This window comes from Haloferax profundi (assembly GCF_001469865.1).
Taxonomy (GTDB): Archaea; Halobacteriota; Halobacteria; order Halobacteriales; family Haloferacaceae; genus Haloferax; species Haloferax profundi.
The window spans coordinates 1-24587 of sequence record NZ_LOPV01000174.1; the positions used below are offsets into that span (position 1 = coordinate 1).

Annotated in this window: 24 protein-coding genes, 4 tRNA genes and 1 pseudogene; 14 read left to right on the forward strand and 15 right to left on the reverse strand. The window is 62.3% G+C overall.

Annotated elements, in window-relative coordinates; translation table 11 throughout:
- The 4 genes and pseudogenes from AUR66_RS09235 to AUR66_RS09250 all read left to right on the forward strand — a co-directional run.
- A pseudogene (locus AUR66_RS09235) lies at positions 1-596 on the forward strand (DNA polymerase I); the annotation flags it as partial.
- 124 nt (positions 597-720) lie between these two features.
- The gene (locus AUR66_RS09240) at positions 721-1356 is read left to right on the forward strand and encodes a uracil-DNA glycosylase (protein WP_058572154.1); all 636 of its coding nucleotides are present in this window, start codon (positions 721-723) and stop codon (positions 1354-1356) included.
- 53 nt (positions 1357-1409) lie between these two features.
- Positions 1410-2165, forward strand: coding sequence for a TIGR04282 family arsenosugar biosynthesis glycosyltransferase (locus AUR66_RS09245; protein WP_058572155.1), 756 nt, complete (start codon positions 1410-1412; stop codon positions 2163-2165).
- Between the two features lie 47 nt (positions 2166-2212).
- Positions 2213-2296: transfer RNA gene (locus tag AUR66_RS09250), tRNA-Ser, on the forward strand.
- Between the two features lie 163 nt (positions 2297-2459).
- Here the strand turns inward: AUR66_RS09250 and AUR66_RS21170 are convergent.
- Positions 2460-3350 carry a CPBP family intramembrane glutamic endopeptidase gene (locus AUR66_RS21170; protein WP_197409718.1) on the reverse strand — a complete coding sequence of 297 codons (891 nt, stop codon included), beginning with the start codon at positions 3348-3350 and terminating at the stop codon, positions 2460-2462.
- Positions 3351-3500: 150 nt separating this feature from the next.
- On the opposite strand from AUR66_RS21170, the gene AUR66_RS09260 reads away from it, so the two are divergent.
- Entirely contained in the window at positions 3501-3821 is a 321-nt protein-coding gene (locus tag AUR66_RS09260; protein ID WP_058572156.1) for a DUF5785 family protein, read from the forward strand.
- 36 nt (positions 3822-3857) lie between these two features.
- On the opposite strand, the gene udk is transcribed toward AUR66_RS09260, so the two are convergent.
- Positions 3858-4553 carry a uridine kinase gene (gene udk, locus AUR66_RS09265; protein ID WP_058572157.1) on the reverse strand — a complete coding sequence of 232 codons (696 nt, stop codon included), beginning with the start codon at positions 4551-4553 and terminating at the stop codon, positions 3858-3860.
- Positions 4554-4739: 186 nt separating this feature from the next.
- Here udk and AUR66_RS09270 point away from each other — a divergent pair, with 186 nt between their 5' ends.
- Together AUR66_RS09270 and AUR66_RS09275 are read left to right on the forward strand one after the other, a co-directional pair.
- Positions 4740-6056, forward strand: a complete 1317-nt coding sequence (locus tag AUR66_RS09270) for an ABC transporter substrate-binding protein (protein WP_058572158.1) — start codon at positions 4740-4742, stop codon at positions 6054-6056.
- Between the two features lie 119 nt (positions 6057-6175).
- The gene (locus AUR66_RS09275; RefSeq protein ID WP_058572159.1) at positions 6176-7255 is read left to right on the forward strand and encodes a hypothetical protein; all 1080 of its coding nucleotides are present in this window, start codon (positions 6176-6178) and stop codon (positions 7253-7255) included.
- 49 nt (positions 7256-7304) lie between these two features.
- On the opposite strand, the gene AUR66_RS09280 is transcribed toward AUR66_RS09275, so the two are convergent.
- From AUR66_RS09280 to AUR66_RS09295, 4 genes are read right to left on the reverse strand one after another with little or no spacing between them, the layout of a single operon-like run.
- Positions 7305-8066 carry an ABC transporter ATP-binding protein gene (locus AUR66_RS09280; RefSeq protein ID WP_058572160.1) on the reverse strand — a complete coding sequence of 254 codons (762 nt, stop codon included), beginning with the start codon at positions 8064-8066 and terminating at the stop codon, positions 7305-7307.
- Positions 8063-8926: an ABC transporter ATP-binding protein gene (locus tag AUR66_RS09285; RefSeq protein ID WP_058572161.1), complete on the reverse strand. Its 864-nt coding sequence runs from the start codon at positions 8924-8926 to the stop codon at positions 8063-8065. The genes AUR66_RS09280 and AUR66_RS09285 overlap by 4 nt, the downstream gene beginning before the upstream one ends.
- Positions 8919-10304, reverse strand: a complete 1386-nt coding sequence (locus AUR66_RS09290; protein WP_058572162.1) for a branched-chain amino acid ABC transporter permease — start codon at positions 10302-10304, stop codon at positions 8919-8921. The genes AUR66_RS09285 and AUR66_RS09290 overlap by 8 nt, the downstream gene beginning before the upstream one ends.
- Positions 10301-11239, reverse strand: a complete 939-nt coding sequence (locus tag AUR66_RS09295) for a branched-chain amino acid ABC transporter permease (protein WP_191965897.1) — start codon at positions 11237-11239, stop codon at positions 10301-10303. Before AUR66_RS09295 ends, AUR66_RS09290 begins: the two co-directional genes overlap by 4 nt.
- A 330-nt stretch (positions 11240-11569) precedes the next feature.
- Between AUR66_RS09295 and AUR66_RS09300 the strand changes: the two genes are divergently transcribed.
- Both AUR66_RS09300 and AUR66_RS09305 read left to right on the forward strand, forming a co-directional pair.
- Entirely contained in the window at positions 11570-12058 is a 489-nt protein-coding gene (locus AUR66_RS09300; RefSeq protein WP_058572164.1) for a GNAT family N-acetyltransferase, read from the forward strand.
- An 11-nt stretch (positions 12059-12069) separates the two neighbouring features.
- Positions 12070-12143, forward strand: a tRNA-Thr gene (locus AUR66_RS09305).
- Between the two features lie 93 nt (positions 12144-12236).
- Here AUR66_RS09305 and AUR66_RS09310 read toward each other — a convergent pair.
- Together AUR66_RS09310 and AUR66_RS09315 are read right to left on the reverse strand one after the other, a co-directional pair.
- The gene (locus AUR66_RS09310; protein WP_058572165.1) at positions 12237-13250 is read right to left on the reverse strand and encodes a quinone oxidoreductase family protein; all 1014 of its coding nucleotides are present in this window, start codon (positions 13248-13250) and stop codon (positions 12237-12239) included.
- A gap of 51 nt (positions 13251-13301) precedes the next feature.
- Positions 13302-13721, reverse strand: coding sequence for a hypothetical protein (locus AUR66_RS09315; protein ID WP_058572166.1), 420 nt, complete (start codon positions 13719-13721; stop codon positions 13302-13304).
- A gap of 263 nt (positions 13722-13984) precedes the next feature.
- Here AUR66_RS09315 and AUR66_RS21875 point away from each other — a divergent pair, with 263 nt between their 5' ends.
- On the forward strand, positions 13985-14143 hold the full coding sequence (locus AUR66_RS21875; RefSeq protein ID WP_191965850.1) for a DUF7563 family protein: 159 nt from the start codon (positions 13985-13987) through the stop codon (positions 14141-14143).
- Here the strand turns inward: AUR66_RS21875 and AUR66_RS09320 are convergent.
- The 7 genes from AUR66_RS09320 to AUR66_RS09350 form a co-directional block, all read right to left on the reverse strand.
- A complete protein-coding gene (locus AUR66_RS09320; RefSeq protein ID WP_058572181.1) occupies positions 14137-14355 on the reverse strand; it encodes a helix-turn-helix domain-containing protein in 219 nt (72 codons plus the stop codon). The genes AUR66_RS21875 and AUR66_RS09320 overlap by 7 nt on opposite strands.
- Before the next feature lie 239 nt (positions 14356-14594).
- A tRNA-OTHER gene (locus AUR66_RS09325) sits at positions 14595-14693 on the reverse strand.
- Positions 14694-14886: 193 nt separating this feature from the next.
- Positions 14887-16734, reverse strand: a complete 1848-nt coding sequence (locus AUR66_RS09330; RefSeq protein ID WP_058572167.1) for an FAD-binding protein — start codon at positions 16732-16734, stop codon at positions 14887-14889.
- Positions 16735-16789: 55 nt separating this feature from the next.
- Positions 16790-17671, reverse strand: coding sequence for a succinate dehydrogenase/fumarate reductase iron-sulfur subunit (locus AUR66_RS09335; protein WP_058572168.1), 882 nt, complete (start codon positions 17669-17671; stop codon positions 16790-16792).
- A 2-nt stretch (positions 17672-17673) separates the two neighbouring features.
- Entirely contained in the window at positions 17674-18045 is a 372-nt protein-coding gene (locus tag AUR66_RS09340; protein WP_058572169.1) for a succinate dehydrogenase hydrophobic membrane anchor subunit, read from the reverse strand.
- Positions 18045-18440 (reverse strand): succinate dehydrogenase, cytochrome b556 subunit, encoded by a 396-nt coding sequence (gene sdhC, locus AUR66_RS09345; RefSeq protein ID WP_058572170.1) that lies wholly within the window; start codon positions 18438-18440, stop codon positions 18045-18047. The genes AUR66_RS09340 and sdhC overlap by 1 nt, the downstream gene beginning before the upstream one ends.
- Before the next feature lie 111 nt (positions 18441-18551).
- Positions 18552-19577, reverse strand: a complete 1026-nt coding sequence (locus tag AUR66_RS09350) for a succinylglutamate desuccinylase/aspartoacylase family protein (protein ID WP_058572171.1) — start codon at positions 19575-19577, stop codon at positions 18552-18554.
- Positions 19578-19707: 130 nt separating this feature from the next.
- On the opposite strand from AUR66_RS09350, the gene AUR66_RS09355 reads away from it, so the two are divergent.
- The 4 genes from AUR66_RS09355 to AUR66_RS09370 all read left to right on the forward strand — a co-directional run bounded on the left by AUR66_RS09355 (position 19708) and on the right by AUR66_RS09370 (position 23950).
- Complete coding sequence (locus AUR66_RS09355; protein ID WP_058572172.1) at positions 19708-21072, forward strand: putative ATP-dependent zinc protease; 1365 nt, start codon at positions 19708-19710, stop codon at positions 21070-21072.
- 47 nt (positions 21073-21119) lie between these two features.
- On the forward strand, positions 21120-21701 hold the full coding sequence (locus tag AUR66_RS09360; protein WP_058572173.1) for a DNA-3-methyladenine glycosylase family protein: 582 nt from the start codon (positions 21120-21122) through the stop codon (positions 21699-21701).
- A gap of 111 nt (positions 21702-21812) precedes the next feature.
- Entirely contained in the window at positions 21813-23789 is a 1977-nt protein-coding gene (locus tag AUR66_RS09365; protein ID WP_058572174.1) for a 3-hydroxyacyl-CoA dehydrogenase/enoyl-CoA hydratase family protein, read from the forward strand.
- A gap of 86 nt (positions 23790-23875) precedes the next feature.
- A tRNA-Glu gene (locus AUR66_RS09370) sits at positions 23876-23950 on the forward strand.
- Positions 23951-24587 lie beyond the last annotated feature (637 nt).

Below are 24587 nucleotides of genomic sequence, written 5' to 3' on the forward strand. Positions count from 1 at the left end.
AAGCGACGTACGACTGGGTGTGTTTCGTCCCGACGCGCCAGATGGACCGTGGCGCGCTCACACGCTACTTCGGCCGGACGCGAGACGGCGACTACGTCTACAAGGGCATCGAGATTCGCCAGCGAAGCACGCCGACGTTCGTCGCCGACGCTCAGCGTGACCTGATTTCGACGCTCGACAGACACCGCGACCCGGCGGCCGTCTGTGACCGACTCGTCGGCCACCGCGCCCGTCTCCGACGGAGTGACGTTCCAACCGAGGAGTTGCTCGTGACGAGTCGCCTCTCGCGGGCACCCGCGGACTACGACCGAAATACGCTCGTCGCTGCCGCCGGGAAGCGCTCCGACGAACTGGGTGTGCCGCGCGAACCGGGACAATCTGTCCGGTACGTCGTCGCCGACGAGGACGGGCGTGGCACCGACAGAGTTCGACTCGACTTCGAGCGTCCCCGCGCGGACGACGTCGACGTCGACTACTACGACCGTCTCTTGATTCGGGCGGCCGAGAGCGTCGTCTCACCACTCGGGTGGGACCGGGGGCGTATTCGCCGATATCTCTCGCCGGGGCGGGATGCGTCGCTGTCGGCGTTCGATTGAACGAAGTGAAATCGAGCATGCCGAGCTGTGCTCGGCAGCGTTCGACTGAGCGAAGTGAGTCGACGCGTGGTGGGCCGACTGCACAGACCGCGTCGATTTTGGTTCCAGAGTCGAAAGGGAGTGTGTGGACGCACACCAACGCCAGTTCCGGAACCCGTTCTCGATGGACGCCGACTGCACCAACTGCGAGGCCCTCTGTGCGGCCCGCGAGCAGGTCGTCCACGGGTACGGCGACGTGGGCGCAGAGTTCCTCTTCGTCGGCGAGGCACCGAGCGCCGACGCAGAGCGCACGGGCGTCCCGTTCACCGGCGACGAGGCAGGCGAACGAGTCCAGCGAATTCTCGGTGAACTCGGCTTCTCGCGGTCCGACCCCGACGACGAGGAACCAGACGTACAGAACGTGTTTCTCACGTACCTGACGCGCTGTCGCCATCCCGAGCGCGGGCCGACGGAGAACGAAATCTCGACGTGTGAGCCGTTCTTGAACGCCGAGATTCGGATGATAAACCCGCACATCATCGTCCCCGTGGGACAGGCCGCGCTGGAAGCCCTCGCGTTCGACTACACGACGCGCTCGGTGGACAGTTTCGACATCGAGGTAGAGCACGCGACGACCATCCGCGGGCGCGGGTTCGAACTCGTGCCGATGATGGACCCGGCCGAGCAGACCGACGCGGACACCGAGGCGTTCGTCGAGCACGTCCGCGAGTCGGTCTTCGCACGGGATTACCGCCAGACGAAAGGCCGCCGAAGTCGCTGACGCGGGCGACGACAAGCGGCGGGTTCAAGGGTTCGCCGGCGTGAGGAGAGAGTATGACCGTCATCGCCGTCCTCGCCGAACCGCCACGGCCCGGATTGGTTCTTCCAGACCTCGCAGCGACGAGTCCACTCACGGAAGACGACGCCGCGGACCTCTACGCCGCGATGCTGAAAGACATCTGCATCGCCGTCCAGCGCTCGGGTGGTGACCTGCTCGTCAACTACCGGACTGACGACGGCATCCCCGACGAGTTCGTCGGCGACCACTCGTCCGAGGCCGAGATTCGCAGCGTCGTCGCCGACGCACTCGGAGGAACTGACGACGTGCGCTTCGAACCACAAGTCGGGTCGTCGTTCGCTGCCCGCGCCGGAAACACCGCCACGCACCTCCTCGAAGAGGAAGAAGTCCACTCGGTAGCAGTCGTTCGCCCGAACGTCCCACAACTCGGCCGGACACACATCGACAGTGCGGCGATGAAACTCCGCAGTACGCCTGTCGTCCTCGGTCCGTCGACCGAAGGACGAGTCTACTTCGCTGGCTTCCGCGAACCACTCGACTTCACCGACGTGTACGACGCTCCAGCGGTCGAGACGCTGTCGGAACGCGCCGACGACGAGGAGTTGGGGCTGGACTACATCCCGATGCTTCCCGTGGTCGAGACGGGTGCCGACCTCGCGACGCTCGTCCCGATTCTTCGCTCGCGGGTCGAAGCAGAGCGTGTCGTCCCCGAACACACGACGACGTTCGTCTTCGAAGAGGGCCTGCGCGTCGAATCGACCGACGGGGTTCTCGAACTCGTCCGCGACTAATCGAGAGCGACAGGTCTTAGGTACCTGAATCGAAAGTGTCGGTCGAAGGTGGGATGGCGGAGCGGCCTAACGCGCCTGCCTTGAAAGCAGGTTTCCTCACGGAATCCTGGGTTCAAATCCCAGTCCCACCGCATTCTGACGCGAACAACCCGGCGAGCACCGCGTAGCGTGTGCTCGCCTCCGTGAGCGTCTGTATCGGGGACAGACTGGGATTTGAGCCAGCGAGCAACGCGAAGCGTTGTGAGTGAGGTTCACAATCCCAGTCCCACCGCCAAATCGCTCCGAACGTTCGTCTCACGGCCCCCCATCTGTGGCCACCACTGACGGTCCAGATTGCACGCCGAAGTCGTCTCTGCGGGCACCCTTGGCCCACCGGCGGTACGCCCACACCGCGACGACGATGAGGGGGAGGACGGCGAGCATCACTTCGGAGACGGCGGCACCGCCCTCACGGAACACGAGGATTGGCTGGAAGTTGAACGTCCCGTGGAGGACACCGGTGAGAACGATATTTCGAGTCAGTTCGTATATCACGGCGAACAAGAGTGCGTACACGAAGAGGCCGACGAGCGCTGGGAGAAGGTCGGTGGTAGCTATCCCTCTGATGACGAGTCGTTGCGGGATGTGAATCGAGGCGAACAGAAGCGTCGCGACGAGGATGCCGGCGACTTTTCGCGCCCGGTTCGACCCACCGCCGAAGAGTGATATCAGTTTGTTCTGGACGTACCCACGGTAGGCGAACTCCTCGACGAGGCCGAGGAGGGCGAACTGCGAGACGGCGAACGCGAGCCACGTCACGAGTGCCATTCCCGGTGGAAGGCCGACACTGACGGTGTCACCGCCGAGCGTCGCGACGACGAACCCGAGGAGGTTCGCGACGGTCCAGGTGGCGGTGACGACGACCAATCCGGGGAGCACGTTTCGCTTCGAGAGGCCGACGTCCGAGGCACGAAGCCCCTCGACGCGGAGGGCAAGCCACGCCAACAGAGCGACGGGGGTGGTTCCGACCACGAAGTAGGCGATACGCACCCACGGAGAGAGCACCCCGTCACCGAAGAGTCGGTCTGCGAGTAGTACGACGACAGTGGTGAACACGGTGGCAGCGACGAAGAATGCGACGAGGGGCCTCAGCCCACCCTCGAAACGCATCGTCGCCGCCGAGCGTGAGGTTCCTAACGTGGCCATACCTAGAGGGAGGTCCCCGAACAAAATGTAAACTGAATACCATTCTCTCGGGGTGGGAGCGACGGCACTGCCGAGCGTCGACACCGAATTTCCCATGACAGATATCAACAAATGCGTAACGGCTTTGAATCGGCCTCCCAACACTCGGGTATGGATTGGCCACACGACCCGGACGGCGAAGAAGGGAGCGAAGGAGGCCGGAAGTACGGCCAGGCAGTCATCGCCAAGAAAATCGACGAAGACGAGGACTTCCCGCTGAACAAAGCGGAGTTCGTCGACGAGTTCGGCGACGAACCGATTCGGCTCGACTACGAGCGTGTCGTCTCGCTCGCAGACATCTTCGAACACGTCGAAGGCGAGGAGTTCGGCGACTTCGTCGAACTGCACAAGGCTGTCGGGAAAGCGATGCGGGAAAACGGCTTCTGGTTCTACGAAGGCGCAGACAAGTTCGTCCAGGGCAAGAAAGCGTAACGACCGACCGACGATTTCTCGGTTCTCTCCGGCCGATTAGCTGGTCGGCCCGTCGAACGCGGTTCGTTCTTTGACCTCTCGTTCGATAGCCTCGCGTTCCCACGTCCGCGTCTCGTCGCCTTCGACTTCGGCTTGGACCTTCTCTTCGAGGAGCGTCACGGCGACACTGTTCGCGCCTTCCGGGATGATGAGGTCTGCGTGCTTCTTCGTCGGTTCGATGAACTGCTCGTGCATCGGTTTGACCGTCGAGAGGTACTGGTCCATGACGCCCTGAAGGTCGCGCCCCCGGTCGATGGCGTCGCGTTGAATCCGGCGGAGGATTCGAACGTCGGCGTCCGTCTCGACGTAGAGGCGCAAGTCGAGCATCTCGTTGACGTTCTCGTCGTAGAGCGCGAGAATCCCTTCGAGGATGATGACGTCGGTCGGTTCGACGGTCACTCGCTCGGGTTTGCGGTTGTGAACCTCGAAGTCGTACTGCGGCATCTCGACGGCCCTGCCCTCGAGCAGTTCGGCGAGTTGGTCGCGCAGCAACTCCCACTCGAACGCGGAGGGGTGGTCGTAGTTCATCTGCTCGCGTTCGGCCATCTCGAGGTGGCTCTGGTCTTTGTAGTAGTTGTCAATCGGAATCCGCGTCACCGACTCACCGACGTTCTCGGTGATGAGTCGGGCCACGGTGGTCTTCCCGGCACCACTGCCCCCGGCGATGCCGATGACGAACGACGGGATGGTCATCTACCAGAAGACACCCGGCAATCGGTTTGAACGCAGCGATTCACGGCGTTCTCACTCGTCTTATTTAATACACGTTGATTGACGATGACAATCAGCGTAGTCTCGTACCGCCGTCGCCCGCAATTTCCAGAGACTTTGAAACGTAGGGAGTAAATTTTATAAGGGGGAGTTGCCATTGCCTCACACATGGTACGTGATATCGTACGCCGCGACTTCCTCAAGGGAGTGGGAGCCGCGGGCGCGGCAGGATTGACTGGACTATCTGGATGTATCGGAGGCGGCGGCGGCGGTGGCGGCGGCCCCGAAGGGCTCGTCGTCATCGGTTACCCGGAAAGTGGTATCCAGCTGTTCCGTGACTACTACAGCGCATCCGACGGGAGCGAAGAAATCCTCGTTCCTGACGGACTTCGCTCCGGGTCGATGCCCGGACAGGTCGGTAACGACATGGCGAACGTAACCGGGACGGCACCGGCGGCAGGCGGTCCGAACCAGGAGACGTTCAACCAACTGTTCCAAGACGAGTACGGTGCGGCCCCCGGTGTCTTCACCTCCCAGTGTTACGACTCCGTCGCAGTTCAGCTCCTCGCGAACGCCGCGGCCGGTGAGAACTCCGGTCCGGCAATCAAAGAACAGATGCGCCGCGTCGCCAACCCCGGCGGCATGACTGTCGGCCCAGACAACCTCGTCGAGGGTGTCGAGGCGGCGGCAAACGGCGAAGACGTCAGCTACGAGGGCGCGTCCTCGTCGGTCAACTTCAACGAGCAGGGTGACCCAGCAGAAGCAGCGTACTCCATCTGGGAGTTCGACGCCGCCAACAATGGGACGACTGACGTCGAAACGCAGTCGTTCGAAGGCGACAACCCAGACGGGAACGGTCCGGCCGCGGACAGCGGTCCCGGTGGCTCCGACCGCGAGATGACCGTCGGTATCCTGCTGCCGGAGACCGGTGACCTCGCCGCAGTCGGTCAGCCGATGATTCAGGCTGCCCAGATTCCGGTGATGCAGGTCAACGACGCCAACCCGGCAGGCCTCTCGGTCAACGCCGAAATCGAAGACACGCAGACGTCCCCGGACGCTGGTGTCTCCGCTGCACAGTCGCTCGTCTCCGCAGGCGTGCCGTCTGTGTGTGGGTCCGCGTCGTCCGGTGTGAACGTCCCTGTCTCACAACAGGCGTTCATCCCGAACGAAATCGTCGGCTGTTCGCCGTCCTCGACGGCACTGTCGGTGTCGAACCTCGAAGACGACGACTTCATCTTCCGGACTGCGCCGTCTGACTTCCTGCAGGGCCGCGTCATGGCACAGGTCATGGCCGAGCGCCTCGAAGTCAGCTCCGTCTCGACGCTGTTCGTCAACAACGACTACGGCCAGCAACTCTCCGAGCGCTTCTCGAACGTCTTCGCAGACCAGTTCGACGGCGAAGTGTACAACCAGGTCGCCTTCAACATCGGCGAATCCTCGTACTCCTCGGTCATCGAGTCGGCGCTCTCCGGTCCGGAGAACTAAGCCGCACCCACAGACCCGACTTTTTGTCGACGCAAAGTGGTGAGAGCGATAGCGCTCTCGTTCGGTTCCAGACCGTGGCGGACAGTAGATATTTCACCGCTCGTCGAGATGTGTAGACGATGAATCGCCGCCGCCTCCTCGGGATTGTCTCTGGTTCGGTTCTGGTCGGCACCGGCGGCTGTCTCGGGGCGACAACGACGACCCCAGGGGACGCAGTCGTGTCCGACGAGACGACAGAGACATCCCCTGACGATGGCGTGGAGACACCGGGAGAACCGGTCGTTCGGTTCACTGTCGAAAACCGCATCTATCGAGAGCGGTTCCTATCGGTTCACATCACCCGTGACGGTGACCCGGTTGTCACGCAGACGGTGAAAACGCATGGAGTCGGCAAGCGGGGGATGGACGGCGAACTCACACCCGGTGAGACGTACCATGTCGTCGCTGAACTCGACTCTGGCGACCGATTCGAGTCCGATTGGAAACTCTCGCCGAACGCCCAACTTCTCACGTTCGTCGTCACGGTCGACGAGACGGTTTCAGTTGTCGAGGTGACGTCCGGTGACCCTCTCGGTGCGGACTTTCCGTACACCATCGCCGGCGCGGAAGACATCTTCGTCCCGCCGGGACTCGACGTGCGTAACGAGAGCGACGAGGACGTGACGCTCAGCGTCGCACTCGAACACGACGGAGACCATTTTTTCGACCGGACACTCGAACTCGGGAGTGGACGGCAAACCACGACCGACCCCATCGTGGACTCACATGGAACCTACGACGTGGTCGTCGAGACGGCAGACGGGCGACAGACTATCGACGAGTGGCGCGTTCCCGAGTCGTGGGGGTGGCCAACGTTGGCGGTACTCGTCGCCGAAGACGGGACACTCGGCGTCGGCGGTGGATGGCCACAGGAAGTCGTCTTTCCCGTCGAAAACGAGGACGAGACGGCGTCCGAGGTGGTGACGACGATTGCGAACCGCGACGAGGTGGTCGCAGAGACGAGGCAGACCGTCGCACCGGGAACTGACCGATTGACGGCAACTCTGCCACTCGGTGACGAATACGAGGTCACTGTCGAGACAGACGCTGGGAGAGATACCGCCGCCTACGTCGCCTGTGAATGTTGGCACAGCGAGGCGACGATACACGTCGAAGAGGGCGTCCCATCTATCGAGACGGTCCAGTACTTCTGTAGCTGAGTGACGACTCTCTGCGTCGTCCAACTGCCGAAAAAGGAATTGCCGAAGATTACCCGCCGAGGAAGTCCTGTCGGACCTGTTCGTCTTCGAGGAGCGCAGACCCGCGGTCCATGTAGCGGTTCTGTCCGTTCGCGAGGACGTACCCGCGGTCACAGCGTCGGAGCGCTTCCTTCGCGTTCTGTTCGACCATCAGGATGGCCGTGCCGGCCTCGTTGATTTCGTCGATTTTGTCGAACATCTCGTCGACGAGGTCGGGTGCGAGACCCGCAGAGGGTTCGTCGAGGAGGAGCAGGTCGGGGTCGAGCATGAGTGCGCGACCCATCGCGAGCATCTGCTGTTGCCCGCCGGACATGGTCCCCGCCTTCTGGTGTTTCCGCTCTTCGAGGATGGGGAAACGGTCGTAGACCGCTCGAATCGCGTCCTGCGGCACCTCGTCGAGGATGTACGCGCCCATCTCGAGGTTCTCTTCGACCGTCAGCGTCGGAAAGACGTTGTCGTTCTGTGGGACGTACCCGATGCCGACGTGGATGATCTCTTCGGGTCGTCGGCCGGTGATGTCCTCGTCTTGGAACTGGACCGACCCGCCCATGTGGGCGGTCAGTCCGAAGACGGACTTCATGGTCGTCGACTTGCCGGCCCCGTTCGGGCCGACGATAGTGACGTATTCGCCGTCGAACACGTCCATGTCGACGTCGGTGAGAATCTGCAGGTCGCCGTACCCTGCATCGAGGTTGCGGACGCGCAGGAGGACGTCGTTTCGGTCCTCCACTCCTGCACCGCTGGTCGCGTCGGTGTTCGCGTCGACGCTCATACGTTCCCTCCGAGGTAGGCCTCGATGACGTCTTCGTTGCTCCGAATGTCGTCGGGCGTCCCCTCCGTGAGAACCTTCCCTTGGTGGAGGACGATGACGTGTTCACAGTTGTTCATGATGAGGTCCATGTCGTGTTCGACGAGCAGGAACGTGTAGCCCTGTTCGCGGAGTTCGTGGATGTGGGTGAGGAGTTTCTTTTCGAGCGTCGGGTTGACCCCGGCGAACGGTTCGTCGAGGAGCAGCATATCGGGGTCCGTGAGGAGTGCCCGTGCCATCTCCAGGAGTTTCCGCTGGCCACCGGAGAGGTTGCCCGCGTACTCGTGTGCGATGTGGTCGATGTCGAAGAAGTCGAGGACTTCCCAGACACGTTCGAGGAGTTCTTCTTCTTGCTCGCGAACGTCGTCACGGACGACCGGTGCGACCGACCGCCACAGTTTCTCACCCCGCTGTTGTTTCGGCGCGAGCATCATGTTCTCGAGGACGGTCATATCGCTCAGTTCCCGAGCGATTTGGAACGTCCGAACCATGCCACGGTTCGCGATTTCGTGGGGTTCGAGACCCGTGATGTCCTCGCCGTTGAACGTCACAGTCCCCGAGTCGGGTTTGAGCATCCCCGTGATGAGGTTGAACGTCGTGGACTTCCCGGCCCCGTTCGGGCCGATGAGACCCGTGAGCGTTCCCGCTTCGACTTCGAAGGACGCGCCGTCGACGGCAGTGATGCCGCCGAACGACTTGCGGAGTCCTTCGACCTGCAGGGGGAACTGCTCTGTCGTCTCGACACCGGAAGCGAACGCACCGAGTGCGTCATCGTTGCCTTCGTTCGCGACGTCGTCGACCGGCGGGTTGGCAGCGTCACTCATCGGAGGCACCTCCTTCGACAGCGGCCGTGCTGTCGTCTTCGGTGACACCACCATCCGTCCGTACCTCTCCATCGGTACCGCCATCTGCGGCGGTCATCGACTTTGGACGGTCGAGTGAGATGACAGAGGCCGTCTCCTTGCGGTGGCCGAGGAGTCCCTCCGGCCGGTTGTGCATCAGCCAGATGAGGACGAGACCCATCACCACGAGTTGGAGTTGCCGGATGCTGTCGACCGTGTAGAGCAAGAGCGGCACGGGGTCGAACTGGGAGATGAGCGGTGAAATCGCCTGTCCGAACCCGGACGGCGAGTCGAGGTTGGGGAAGACGGTTCCCACGAGGTTCTGGAAGTACCGCGGACCCTGGTAGAGGACCGCAGCGAACACGGCACCGCCGAGAACGCTCCCGGTGTTCGACCCTGCCCCACCGATGATGAGGGCAATCCAGACGAAGAACGTCACGCGCGGGCGGAAGAAGTTCGGCGTCACAGCACCCTGCGGCATGAGCCAGAGGATGCCGGCGAGGCCCATGAGGGCACAACCGAGCATGAACGACTTGATTTTGAAGCCGTCGGTGTTCTTTCCGAGTGCGTTCGCGACGTCTTCGTCTTCACGAATCGCCTTGAGAACCCGGCCGAACGGTGACTCACCGGTCCGCTTGAGGAGCCAGAAGTACACGGCGACGAATCCGAGGAGCAGCGCTCCGTAGATGAGGCCGTCGACGACCGGCTTTGGATTCCGTGGCACGATAGCCTGGAACGCCTCGACGAATCCGAGGTAGACTCCCCAGAGGCCCACAGAACGGAACAACGCTTCGAGCGGCGGAACGAAGTCGAGGATGAGCCCCGACCCGCCACCGAAGCCGACTTTCGTTCCGAACAGGTTGAACTCCTGGAGGTTACCAGAGAGGAAGCTGAAGCGGACGATTTCTGACATCGCGATGGTCACGATGGCGAGGTAGTCCGCCCGTAACCGAAGCGCTGGCAGTGCGACCACCAGCCCCAGTATCGCGGCGGCGAGCATGCCGGCGATGATACCGACCCACAGCGGCAGACCGAGTCCACCGACTTGTGCGGCGCCACCGGCGACGAACACCGGTTTCGAGACGAGGGCCATCACGTACACACCGACGGCCATGAAGCCGACGATACCGATGTTGAACAGCCCTGTGTACCCCCAGTGCAGGTTGAGCGCGAGCGACAGCATCGCGAAGATGCCGATGTAGAACGTCAGCGTCGCGATGGAGTTGAGTTGCCCGCGGAGGTCGTATCCGAGTCCGATACCCGCCAAGATGTACAGCAGGTACGCAGACGCGAGTATCAGGACGATGAGACCCGCGTCGCCACCCGGAATACGGGCGGCGATGTCGTCTCTGACGCTCATGCGGTGGACCTCCCACTGAAGAGACCAGATGGTTTCACGAGCAGGATGACGATCATCACCACGAAGGCTGCTGCCCGAGCGAACGCCGACGGAATCCACAGGACGGCCATCGAGGCGGTGAGCCCGATGACGAGACCGCCGGTAATCGCTCCGTAGATGGAGCCGATACCGCCGAGGATGACCGCGGCGAAGATGAGAAGCAGTAACAGCCACCCATCGTTGAAGCCGAGAGTCCCCTTCCAGAGGATGAACATGTAACCGGCGATGCCCGTGAGGCCCCCGCCGATAATCCACGTCGAGCGAACGACGCGCTCAGTGGGAATCCCCGTGATGAGCGCGAGGTCCTGGTTGTCGGCCATCGCGCGCATGGCCTTACCGAGTTTCGTCCGCTGCAGAAGCAGGTGGACGCCAATCATCAGACCGGAGGCGATGACGAGGAGCGTGATGTCGTGTGCGTCGATGAAGACCGTCCCGTCGATGAGGTACAGTCCGATAGACGGCGGTTGCGCGGTCGTTCCGCGAACGTCCGACCCGAAGACGAACTGCATCAGGTAGCGGAGCGCGAACGCGACACCGATACTCGTGATGAGCAGCGTGATGCCGTCCTCGTTCCGCACCGGTTTGAAGATGAACCGGTCGACACCGAGCGACAGCGCGATGGCGAACGCACCCGCGACGACGATACCGGCGACGACAGCCAGCGGCGTCGAGAGCATCCCGATGCCGATGGTCCCACCGTAGACCGACCCACCAGCACCGACGAGGAGCAGCGCACCGATGTCTGCTCGGCCGAGGCCAGCGATGAGGTACGTGGTTGCCCACCCGGAGAACGCCCCGGCGGTGATGTAATCCCCGTGCGCGAAGTTCGCGAAGTTCAGAATACTGTACGTCATTGACAACCCGATGCCCGCGAGGCCAATTACGAGCCCCCGCATCAGACCATCCCAGACGAGCGTGCCGATATCGGCAAACTGCGTCTGCCCAGTTGCAAGCCCGAGGAGAAGGTCACCGAGCAGTACTGCTGCGATGACTCCGAGTACGAGCGCGAACGGACGCTCGATAGCGAATTCCCTGCCCCGGGAGTAGGTTTCGGCGATACCCATTGATAACTATCCTCATGGTATGTGGGGCCGATTAACGGACATAAATCTTTCCCATATGATTGCAGGTCAATACCCCGTCTGACTGTCTGCGGCATTGCGATTGGACCTGTCATTCGAGAGGGAGCGACACTTAAAAGCGGTCTCGGGGCCGATAGAGCCCATATGCGGGTCACTCCGGCAGTGATGTCTGACCTCGAACCCCTCGCCGACCTGTGGGTCGAACTGGCCGCCGGCCAGAAGGCGTTCGGGTCGCACCTCCGTGCCGAGGTGAACCGCCCCACGATTCGAGAATCGTTGGCCCGTCACATCACTATCGACGGCGTTCTCGTGGCACGCGACGAGGCAGACGACGATATCCTCGGGTTCGTCATGTTCGAAGTCGAGGTGGGGACGTACGAACAGGACGTGACACGCGGAACCATCAGCAACCTGTTCGTCGTCCCAGAGAGACGCGGCGACGGACTGGGTGGCCGTCTCCTCGACGCTGCGGAGACGGAACTCCGCGATGCCGGCGTCGACGTGGTCGCCCTAGACGTGATGGCGGACAACGAAGCGGCCCGCCGATTCTATCGCCGCCACGGATATGGTCCACACCGAATCGAACTGGAGAAATCGATACAAAACGATACACACTCAAAGGAGGACCGATAATCGGAAGACGCGCCAGGAGAGCATGGGCGGTTCATGCACTCGACTTGTAATCGAGACTTCGTGGGTTCGAATCCCACTCCTGGCTCTTTTTGCGGACCACTGTGGCGAAAGAAGAGCGGACAGTGGTGATTCTCCCCCTCGTAGTCACGCACAGTGAACGAGGAGAGGTTAGCGTCCCCTAGATAGTGACGACGAGTTTCCCGACGCTATCGCGGTTCTGCATGGCCGCGAAGGCGGCGCCAGTCTCTTCGAGTGGATACGTCTCGTCGATTTCGGGGACCAGTGACCCATCTGCGACGAGGTCCACGAGTGTCTCGAGGTCCGGTTGCGTCCCCATCGTACTCCCGACGAGTCGCTTGTGCTTGAGGAACATGCCCGGAATGTCTACCTCGGAGTACCGACCGGCAGTGCCACCGCAGACGACCATCGTTCCACCGCGGCGAAGAACGTCGAGACCGACCTGCGTGAACTCGCCACCGAGGTGGTTCAAGACGGCGTCGGGCGTTCCGATGTCACCGACCGCGGCGCGTATCTCGTCGGCGTCGGTCGAGTGAATCGCGTGGTCGAGTCCGAGGTGCTCCATCCGGTCGAGTTTCGTACGCGACGACGACGTCCCGATGGTCTCTGCACCGAGGACAGTGGCGAGTTGGATGCTGGCGACGCCGACGCCGCCCGTCGCGCCGGGGACGAAGACGAGGTCTGTTGGCCCGACGGACGCCCGGCGAAGCATGTGGTACGCGGTCATGTACGCTGTCGGAAGCGCGGCGGCGTGCGTCGACGAGACACTGTCGGGGAGCGTGATGAGACGACTCGCGTCGACGAGGGCGGACTCCGCGAGGCCCCCGTGGAAGAGCGAGAACGACTCACACAGATTCTCGGGTCCTTCGTAACAGAATCGGCAGGACCCGCAGGTCTGGTTCGGACAGAGCACGACGCGGTCACCGGGGGTGACACCAGTCACGCCGTCACCGACGGCACGGACGGTACCGGCGAGGTCGAGGCCACTGACGAACGGAAGGTCGTCGTCGTCGTACCGCGTGTCTGCACCCTCCAGAATCCAGAGGTCGTGACGATTTATCGAGGCGGCCTCGACGTCGACGACGGCCTCTCCCGGCCCCGGTTGTGGAGTCGGTCGGTCGAGTATCGAGACGTCGTCGGGGCCGGTCATGTCGGTGAAGGCTGCAACGCGCATCGCATCGTGGTTCGAGCGGCCAGACCAAAAGAGGGGATGCTCGTGTGACTTTCAGTTCCGCCTCGACGGCGGGCGAACGCGGATGAGCAAGAGCGACCCCGGAACGCCGAGCACGAGCGCACGAAACGGGTTATGTTTGATGATAATATCGGGGTTGAGCGGTTCCGACTGGAGGTCGGTGATTCGGATACACGAGTAGTAGACGGTCACGTGCGTCAAGGTGTAGGCGAACGCCGCCGGAACGACGATTGGATAGTGGATACCGACCAGTGCGAGTCCTTCGAACGCGAACGCGGTGAGTGCGGAGATAGAGAGTAGGTTGCCGAGTTGGAGCGTCACACCGGTCACCGCGGTGATTGAGGTGTCGAACAACGAAGCCCCGTACGGCGTGTACGTGAGTGCAGTCACGACTGCGATTGCTCCGAGAAGGAGACCGGCGAGCAACCCAGTCATCGCGTACACGTACTCCATTAGGCGCTGATACGGTGTCCACGGAGCCCCCGAATTTAGTTCTACCTCTGCCATTATCGATGGAGAAAATCAGACCACCTCGAACGACCCCCCGGCGTGAGGGCGATTTATTTCGACGGAGAACGTCACTCCAGTATGAACGCGACAGACCAGTTCATGCTCGCGGTGTCGCTGCTTATCTTCGCGCTCCTCGTCATCGGCGGCCTTCTCGCGTATTTGTAGGGAGAAAACTTATGTGACATTCATGATGGATACTAGATACCATGCCGGAATGTCAGAACTGTGAATCGTTCGTGACGCCCGCGTACGCTCGGGTCTTCGCGCCCGACGGGATGGACAACCCGCGAGTCTGTCCGTACTGTGAGGACATGGTCCGTGACGGCGCGGACGTCCGGCCGGCGCGGTCACCGCGAAGTCACTGAGCGACGTGGTATCGTTCGGACTCTTGTCGAACGAGTCCGCGCTTACAGAGCGTGCTGAGGATGCTGTAGAGTGATATCTTCTTCATCTCGAGGCCGTCCTGTAGTTCGGTGATGGACGCCCCGTCGTGTGTCGTGAGATACAGATACACGAGTTTCGCCGAGGGGGATTCGAGCTCGCCAGGGAGTTCGATGGTCGGAACCGTCTGTTGCATAGTCGTCGTCATCCTCTTTGCTTCGACGATAATAAAACTCTCTTACAACAATCGTCGAACATCGGAGGACGCGACTGAGGCCACGAGGTACTCAGATTCGAGCGAATCGTTGTGTTCGTCACGAACGTACATGCGAGAAAATACGGCTTTCGACGGTCCCGACTTCGACTGTCGTCGAAGGTTCGAGTGACTGGTCACGTGGCGGCCACTCGGGAATCAGTCTGCACACGGCGAAGCGACGGAAGGGGCGGGAGTCGAACCACGCGAAGCCATTGAAATCCACCGGATCGACCGCGAACGGTCACTGCCGGTGTGCTCTACCACTGAGCCACCCTTCCGGAGGCGTCTAGGGCCTCTCCAGACAAATAGCCGTTGGTCACTCACACCTCCGCAGACGGGCGATTCAGTCTCCGTGCGCCGTCCACGTGGCGTACAGGGCTGCCGCTCCGTCGGCCCAGCGCATCCGCTCTGTGGTGGCAGCACCGAAAGAAGTTCGTAGTCGCGCAGTTCGTCGACGGACCGAAGGTGAGCTTAGTAGCTCCGGACCTTCGGTTCGTACGTCTTGTTCTCGCCTTCGAGGATGACCGGCTTGTACCAGAGTTCCGGTTCGCCGTCGTTCCACGAGAGCAGCGTGTGCTTGAGCCACTCTTCGTCGCGGCGTTCCTGGTACTCCTTGCGCCAGTGGGCACCGCGGAACTCGTTGCGCGCGAGCGCACCGAGGGTGATACCTTCGGCGATGTCGAGGATGTTCCGCGTCTCCAGCGTCTGGAGGAGGTCCGTGTTGAACGTCCGGGACTTGTCGCCCACGTAGACGTCCTGGTAGAGTTCGCGAGCCTCGCGGATGTCGCGGAGTGCGTCTTTGAGCGCCTCTTCCTCACGGAAGACGTTCACGTTGCGCGTCATCGACTTCTGGACGCGTTCGCGAATCTCGGCGTGCTGGATGCCGTCTTCTTTCTCCAGCAGTGCGTCGATGGTCTCACGCTCGTCTTCGACGGCGCGCTGAACGAGGTCCGCGCCGGAGGCGGAGGCGCCGGCGTCAGCAGCAGCCCCTCCGTCTGCGACGACGTCCTCGCCGATACCGACTTCGCCCAGTTGGACCGGCGATTCGAGTTCGGCTTCCTCGTAGTCGCCGACCTTGCCGGTCGTAATCTTGGCCGTCTCCATGTCCTTGCCCGCGGCGTGGTGGCCGGCGCGCTTCCCGAAGACGATGAGTTCGGGGAGTGCGTTGCCACCGAGGCGGTTGCCGCCGTGGACGGACGCACAGGCACACTCGCCTGCGGCGTAGAGACCGGTGATACACGTCTCGCCGTTCTCGTCTGTCTCGACGCCACCCATCGCGTAGTGCTGGCCGGGTTTGACCGGCATCGGCGCGTCGAGTGGGTTGACGCCCTCGAAGTCCTCCGAGAGGTGGATGATGTTCTCGAGGCGGTCGATGATGCGCTCTTCGCCGAGGTGGCGCATGTCGAGGTGGACGTACTCGTCTTCGATACCGCGGCCTTCGTTGACCTCCGTCAGTTCGGCGCGGGAGACGACGTCACGGGAGGCGAGTTCGCCGAGGTTGTTGGCGTACCCGTACTCGAACATGAAGCGTTCCCCGTTCTCGTTGTAGAGGATACCACCCTCACCGCGGACACCCTCGGTGATGAGGACACCCGTCGAAGGGAGCGTCGTCGGGTGGAACTGGATGAACTCCATGTCCTCCATCGGGACGCCGGCACGGTAGGCCATCGCGACACCGTCGCCGGTGTTGGCGACAGCGTTGGTCGTGTGGTCGTACACCTGTCCGAGGCCACCGGTGGCGAGGATGACGCCGTTGCGGGCGCGGAAGCCCTCGATTTTGCCGGTCTGGACGTCGTAGGCGACGATGCCGTGACAGGTCCGGTCTTCCGGTCGTTCCTCGTCAGAGACGGCGAGTCGCGTCACGTGCCACTCGTCGTAGACTTTGATGCCGCGCTTGACGAGTTGCTCGTACATCGTGTGGAGCAACTGGTGACCGGTCTCTGCGCCCGCGTAGGTCGTCCGCGGGAACGAGAGGCCACCGAACGGGCGCTGACTGACGCGTCCGTCGTCGTCACGGGAGAACGCCATCCCCCAGTGTTCGAGTTTGATGGTCTCTTTCGGACTGTCCTTACAGAGGGTCTCGGCCGCCGGTGCGTCGGCGAGATAGTCCGAGCCCTTCATCGTGTCGTAGGCGTGGTCCTCCCACGAGTCGGCCTCGCGGAGTGCGGCGTTGATGCCGCCCTCGGCCGCGCCCGTGTGACTTCGGACCGGGTGGAGTTTCGACACGATGGCCACGTCGGCTCCTTCCTCGTGTGCCGCGATAGCCGCGCGCAGGCCTGCCCCGCCCGCGCCGACTACGATAACGTCGTGTTCGTACATGGTGTGTTTGAGTGTGTCGTAGGGTTGTTCTGACTTCAGGCTTTCACCGAGAAGTTCACCAGAACTTCAGGTTGTTCTTGATTGCCTCGCGCTTGAGTTCCTGGATGTGCTCGGTCAGGGGGATGTCCTTCGGGCACACCTCGGTACAGGAGAACTGCGTCTGGCAGCGCCAGACACCGTGTTCCTGTTCGAGAATCTCGAGGCGACGCTGCTTCATGTCCTCACCTTCGCGTTCGTCCATCGCGAAGCGGTAGGCTTTGTTGATAGCCGCCGGGCCGAGGTACTCGTTGTCGCCGGCCGCGATGTTACACGAGGACATACAGGCACTACACCAGATACAGCGCGTCGACATCTTGACCTTCTCGCGGTTCTCGCGCGTCTGGCGCTGTTCGTCGAGTTCGCCGTCGGGGAGCGAGTTCGTCTGGAAGTACGGTTCGACCGCTTCCATCTGGTCGTAGAAGTGCTCCATGTCGACGACGAGGTCCTTGACGACGTCGGCGTGTGGGAGCGGTTCGATGCGGACGGGTTCTGCGAGGTCCGACAACTGCGTCTTACAGCCGAGTCGCTGCGACCCGTTGACGAACAGTGCGTCGGACCCACAGATTGCCTGCCGGCAGGAGTGCCGGAAGGTGAGCGAGGAATCGTAGTGGTCGCGCGCCCACATGAGGGCGTCGAGGACCGTCATCCCCTGTTTGTACGGGACGTAGAAGTCGTCGAAGCGTGGTTCTTGCTTCTCTGGCACCTCGGGGTCGTACCGGAAGACCTTGAGGTGGTACGTGTCGTCCTCGGAGCGCGCCTTCTCGGCCGCTTCGGCCTCGCGCTGCTCTTGGATTCGCTGCGCACGCTCGCGCTTCTTCTGGTCGCGCTTCTGCTTGCCGGGCGAGACCGACTCAGCGGACGATTCGTCTTCGACTTGTTCGGGAACTTGCGTACTCATGGTTAGATGGGGACACCTCCGGCCCACGCGAGTGCGGTGCGGACGCCCTGCACGATGAGGACGAGGCTCGCGACACCGAGAATCGCCTTGACCGCCGTCTTCCGGGAGCCCGACAGGCCCATGTTGACGAGGGCGTTGTAGACGCCGTTGACGCCGTGGAACGTCGCGGTGATGAGGAACAGAATCATCAGCGAGAAGTACGTCAACTGCTCCATCCGTGCCTGCGAGAGGGCGAACGTCACTTCGTCCGCGTGGTTCAGGAAGTGAAGCAGGAAGAAGTGGAACGCCAATACGACGACGAGGAACGCGGCGGTGAGGCGCTGCCACAGCCACCGGCGTCCGCCCGGTTCGAAGGACGTGTATCGTTCTGCCATTAGATGCTCACCCCAGAGAGGAAGGTCGGAACGCTCGCGATGACGATGACACCCGTGAGGATGAGCGAGGCGTAGAAGCTCTGGTCCTGTGCTTCCAAGCCGACGCCCAGGTCGACGAACAACAGTCGCAGCCCATTGAGGATGTGGAACACCGCCACGGCGAGCAGTCCAACTTCGAGGATGCGTACGACGAGAAGGCTCTCCAGTGCCTGAATAGTGTTCGTGTACGCCGCCGCGCCCGAGAGGGCCGTCGATAAGACGGCGATGTGGGTGAATAAGTATCCCACAAGCACCCAGCCGGTGAACTTGTGGAAGATCCAGGCCCACATGCCGGCCGAGAACTCCCGCCATCGACTGAAGTCCTCGATGAGGCCCCGATTGTAAGACTGACTCATGCTCTTGTGAGCGTCGGGACGGGGAGGGTATAGAACTTACGTGTATGATGTATCATCAAGGTTCGCAAAAATCGCCGGACACCGTATTGTCTCGTTTACCCCCTGCTTCGTTCACACGGGCGATTCGGGCGATGCGGACTGTTCACGCTCCACGACGCGCCGAACGTTGTCCTTCAGTTCGACGAGGTGGCACAGCGGATTTCCGGGGTACACGACGGGGTTTTCGAGGACACCGACGAGTAGTCCGGTGAACGGCGCGACGACGGTGACGTTGTCGTCTTTGAACGGATTGGTGATGGTGCAGATACGGTCGCCCCTGTGGACGAGTGCGCCGCGTTCGTGGTGCATGTCGACGATGCCGCCCGCGTCGGCACGGAGCCACGTCTTCTCGTTCTCGTCGGAGATGACGGTGCGCCACCCGGGCCAGTTGACCGTCGAGGTTTCGCGGAGGCCGTACTCCGCGAAGACGCTCTCCACGCCAGCGAGTGCCTCGTCGATGAGTTCGCGCTGGAATCGGTGCGCTTCGCCCATCTCGACGGTAATCGCCGGCGTACCGCGGTTGGACGCTTCGGTTCGGAGCATGCCGTCGCTCCCGGAACTGTCGATGATGACGTGCGACCCGAAGGCGTTGGCGAGGCGTGCCACTGCGGGGTCGGACATGTCGGCACGGACGTGGAGCATGTTCGTCCGCCCGCGCGTGGACGTGTGGAAGTCGATGCCGAGGTCACACGGCGCGATGAAGTTCTGGTAGATGCGGTACGCCATCCGCTTCGCTCCCGTGGACGTTTCGGACCCCGGGAACGACCGGTTCAGGTCGCGGTCGTAGATAGGGAGGTATCGCTGCTGGGCGAGGAACGCGGGGACGTTCATCACCGGCATGCAGACGAGCGTTCCCGCGAGGTCCGCGAGGTCCCACTCGTAGGCCACCTCGCGGACGACTTCGATGCCGTTTAATTCGTCTCCGTGGGCGGCGGCGGAGAGGAAGACTGTCGGGCCCGGTTGCTCCCCGTTGATGATGGTGACGGGGATGCGGACCGGGTCACCGAGATACGTCTCCGAGATGCCGTACCGGATGTCTTGTGTCTCACCCGGCTCGACCTTCCCTCCGTTGTAGGTGAAGGCCTCGTTGTCGGCCATGCACATCGATGGGGCGGCCGGGCTTATAAACGGTCGCGCCGCACCAAACTGCACACGTTCCGGACCTATTAGTCCCTAGACACAGGTCTCGACCGTCATACCTTTGAAACCCGCCTGAGTTCGTTCGAGTATGTCCACCAACAACAGCGACGAAGTACGTGTTGGGGTTCTTTCACTCCACAACAGCAAGGAGACGAAAGCAATCCTGAACGCAGTTGAGGACCTCGGCCACGAACCGGTTTGGCTCCGACGTGAGAACGCGGCAGTCAGTATCGAAGACGGCGAGGTGACAGTCGAACCTGAGGTGGACATTATCGCGAATCGACTTCTCCTCTCGAACACCGAGGAACCCGCCGAACTGCTCGGCCTCGCGACGACGTTCAACCGCATCCGACCGATGCTCAACGAACCGGACGCGGTCCTCGCGGCGATTCACAAGTTCGCCACGGCCGCGACGCTCGCCAACTGGAACATCAAGGTCCCGGACGCGCTTCTCGCACTCTCGAACGACCGACTGAACAAAGGCCGAGAGCGATTCGGTGAAGTCGGCGTCTACAAGTCCGCAATCGGGACGCACGGCGGCGGCACGTGGAAGGTCGACCTGACAGAACCCGTCAACCCGAAGGTCGGGAACCGACAGGCGTTCCTCCAGAAACTCATCGACCACGACGACCAGCGACACCGCGACCTGCGCGTCTACATCGTCGACGGCGAAATCGTGGGCGCGATGTACCGCTACGCTCCGGAAGGCGAGTGGCGGACGAACGTCGCCCTCGGCGGCGACGTGCTCAACGCGACGGACGAGATGCCCGAAGAAGCCCGCGAGACAGCGCTCTACACCGCCGAAGTGATGGGAATGGACTACGTCGGCGTCGACCTGGTCGAGAGCGACGACGGCTGGTTCGTCCTCGAGGCCAACCCGACTGCCGGCTTCAAAGGCCTCTACGAGGCGACCGGAAAGAGCCCAGCGCCGTACATCGCCAAACTGGCCATCGAGCGCGCTGGCGGCGAAGTCGACCAAAAGCGCGTCGAAGAACTGTCGGCGACGCTCGACGACTCCGTGCCGTCTTGTGCACCGGCCGAGTCCCCCATCTTCGACGGCGAAGCCCCCCTCATCGGCTACATCGAGGAAGTCGTCGTCAACGGGACCAAGGGCTCCCAGCAGACGCTCGCCAAATCAGACACGGGTGCGACCCGGACGAGCATCGACACGAGTCTCGCCGCCGAAATCGGTGCCGGCCCAATCAAGAGCATGACGCGCGTGAAGTCCGGCAGTCTCAAGCGCGGGAAGGCCCGCCCTGTCGTGGACCTCGTCATCGGTATCGGCGGTACCCAGCACACGGTGACCGCGAGCGTCGAAGACCGCTCGCACATGGACTATCCGCTCCTCCTCGGCCGCGACATCCTCGAACACTACCGCGTGGACGTTCGCCGCCGCGCCAACGCTGACCGCGACGACGAGGACGACGAAGAAGAAGAGATGCTCGAAGAGTAACCGGGCGACACACGACTTTTCTCTTCGACCGCCGTACCCCGAACAGAATGAGTGACGACGCCTATCGGGCACTCCGAACCGACCCACACCTCGGCAGTGTCGTCGAAGACCACGGCCCCGTGACACTCGACCCAGCGAACGACCCATTCGAGCGACTGGTCGTCTCTATCGTCAACCAGCAACTCTCGACGACTGCCGCCGCGACGATTCGTGACCGCCTGTTCGACCGCGTCGAGGTCACGCCCGCAGGCGTCCTCGCGGCGGACGAAGACGTGCTTCGGGACTGTGGTCTCTCCGGCCAGAAAGTGGGCTACGTCCGCAACGTGGCCGAAGCGTTTCAGGACGACCTGTCTGCGGACGCACTCCACGTGATGAGCGACGACGAGGTCATCGACGCACTGACCGAGATTCGCGGCGTCGGCGTCTGGACGGCGAAGATGTTCCTCATCTTCGTGCTCGCACGCGAGGACGTGTTCCCCGTCGAGGACCTGGGGATTCGGCGTGGCATGGAACACGTCTTCGACGTCGAAGCCGACGCCCTCTCGCGGGGGGAGATGGCCGAACGCGCCGAGACGTGGACGCCGTACCGAAGTTACGCCAGTCTCTACCTCTGGCGGAGCGTTGACTGACCCCGACGGTCTGCACTCGATGCGTCGTCAGATATCTCAATTAAACGAGGAATGAGTTTACATTTCACGTGATGGAAACGTTGAAACCAATGCACACTGTAACGTTTGTCCATGAAGGTAGACGATATCAACACCATCACTGTTCTCGGAGCAGGCAACATGGGCCACGGCATCGCGGAAGTCGCCGCCCTCGCCGGGTACACCGTCGTCCTCCGAGACATCAAAGACGAGTTCGTCCAGAAAGGCTACGAGCAAATCGAGTGGTCGCTGAACAAACTCGCCGAGAAGGACCGACTCTCACAGGAAGACGCTGACGCCGCGTTCGACCGCGTCACACCGGTCGTCGACCTCGAAGAGGCTGTCGCCGACGCCGACGTGGTCATCGAGGCCGTTCCCGAGAAGATGTCCATCAAGAAGGACGTGTACACGGACCTCGAAGCATACGCGCCGGACCACACCGTCTTCGCGACGAATACGTCCAGTCTCTCTATCACCGAACTCTCGGAAGTCACCGAGCGCCCCGAGCGCTTCTGCGGGATGCACTTCTTCAACCCGCCGGTGCGCATGGACCTCGTCGAGGTCATCTCCGGCGCGCACACCGCCGACGAGACACTCGTCCTCATCGAGGACCTCGCAGAGAAGATGGGGAAGACGCCCGTCCGCGTCCGCAAGGACAGTCCCGGGTTCATCGTCAACCGCATCCTCGTCCCACTGATGAACGAGGCGGCGTGGATCGTCCACTCCGGCGACGCGACGATGGCCGAAGTCGACGCCACGACGAAGTACGACATGGGCCTCCCGATGGGGAGTTTCGAACTCGCCGACTACGTCGGCATCGACGTGGGCTATCACGTCCTCGAATACATGCACGAGGTGCTCGGTGACGCGTACAAGCCGTGTCCACTCCTCTCCGAGAAAGTCGAAGAGGGCAACCTCGGCCAGAAGACCGGGAAAGGGTTCTACGACTACGAAGACGGTGAGGGTGCGCAGGTTCCCCACGACGAAGGCAAGGAGTCTGTGAAGAACCGCCTGCTCGGCGTCATGGCGAACGAAGTGGCTGGCCTCGTCGGGAACGACGTCGCCCACGCCGAAGCAATCGACCGCGCCGTCAAACTCGGCGGGCGCTTCCCCGACGGCCCCGCCAAGATGGCCGACAACGAGGGTATCGCCACGCTCGTCGGCACGCTCGACAAACTCCACGACGAGACGGGCGAGGACCGCTACGAGGCCGTCGAGTACCTCCGTGACCTCGCCAAGTCTGGCGAGGGCTTCTACGGTGGCGAAGCAGACGGCGAGGCGGAACTCGCCTTCGACGATATTCTCGTCGAAGTCCGCGACGGTGTCGGCCACATCACCCTCGACCGACCGCACCGCATGAACACCATCAGTACGGAACTGATGGACGAACTCTCGGAGGCGTTGGACACCTTCGCGGACGACGACGACGTTCGCGCCGTCCTCCTCACCGGCGCAGGTGACCGCGCGTTCTCCGCCGGCGCAGACGTGACGAGCATCGCCGCAGGTGGCGCAGACCCCGTCAGCGGCGTCGAACTCTCGCGCAAGGGTCAACAGACCTTCGGCAAACTCGAAGCCCTCGATAAGCCAGTCGTCGCCGGTATCGACGGCTTCTGTCTCGGCGGCGGGATGGAACTCTCGATGTGCGCCGACCTTCGTATCGCAACCGAGCGCTCCGAGTTCGGCCAACCCGAACACAACCTCGGCTTGCTCCCCGGATGGGGCGGCACCGTCCGCCTCCAGCGCATCGTCGGCACCGGCCGTGCGAAAGAGATTATCTTCACCGCCGAGCGCTACGACGCGGAGACGATGGCCGACTACGGCTTCGTGAACGAAGTCGTCGGCAACGACGACTTCGAAGAGGCGGCGTTCGAGTACGCCAAGCAGTTCGCACAGGGACCGCCAGTCGCACAGCGCTACACGAAGCGCGCGATGCACAACGGGTGGGAAGACACCGAGTCTGGCCTCGAAGTCGAGGCACAGGCGTTCGGCCTCCTGTTTACCACCTCCGACCTGATGGAGGGTATCGCGGCGTTCACGAGCGACCGAGACCCTGAATTCACGGGCGAGTAATCGCTATCCGTGAGTGGGTTCCTCTCACTCACCGCCGACGGAACGCAACTCTTAAAATAGTCCAACTACCACTCGTGAATGCAGAAGCTCGGTTGGTGTAGTCCGGCCAATCATCTTGGCCTTTCGAGCCGAGGACAGGGGTTCAAATCCCCTACCGAGCACTTCTCTCGAACACAAACCTCCGAGAGACCGCTGTGTCTCTCGGTTCTTGTGAGTGTGAATGCGACACTAGGGGTTTGAGCCAGCGAGCAAATCTCCGATTTGCGAGTGAGGTTCAAATCCCCTACCGAGCACTTCTCTGCTGAACTACCTTCCAAGCGACCGCTGTGCGTGTCGCTTGGACTGTGAAGCTGTGGATGCGGCACAGGGGATTTGAATCAGGGAGCAACGCGGAGCGTTGCGAGTGAGGTTCACGCGAGCAAAGCGAGCGTGAGCATGTGAGACGGACGTCTCACAGAGTTCAAACCCCCTCCCGAGCACGTCTCTCCGAACGAGCCCGGAGAGCAGTCCGTCGAACTCCAACGTACCACCCGGCACAAGCTTCATAACCCATTGCCTCACCAGTCAAGACGCACTGGTTCGGTGCACACCGTTCCGTACGTGAGTCGACCCCCGAAGATTCGCCCACCGGTCGTCCCCCGGACGGGCGAGGGTCGCTCATAGACCTCACCCTCCTAGCCGATGGTTTCAGGTAGACTGCCTCGTATCGTGTGCCAGAGCAGCAGACAGCCAATGAGCCGTTACGTGACACAAGACTGGAAGGTGGGGGCACTGCCAGCGAAGCGACGACGCGCACTC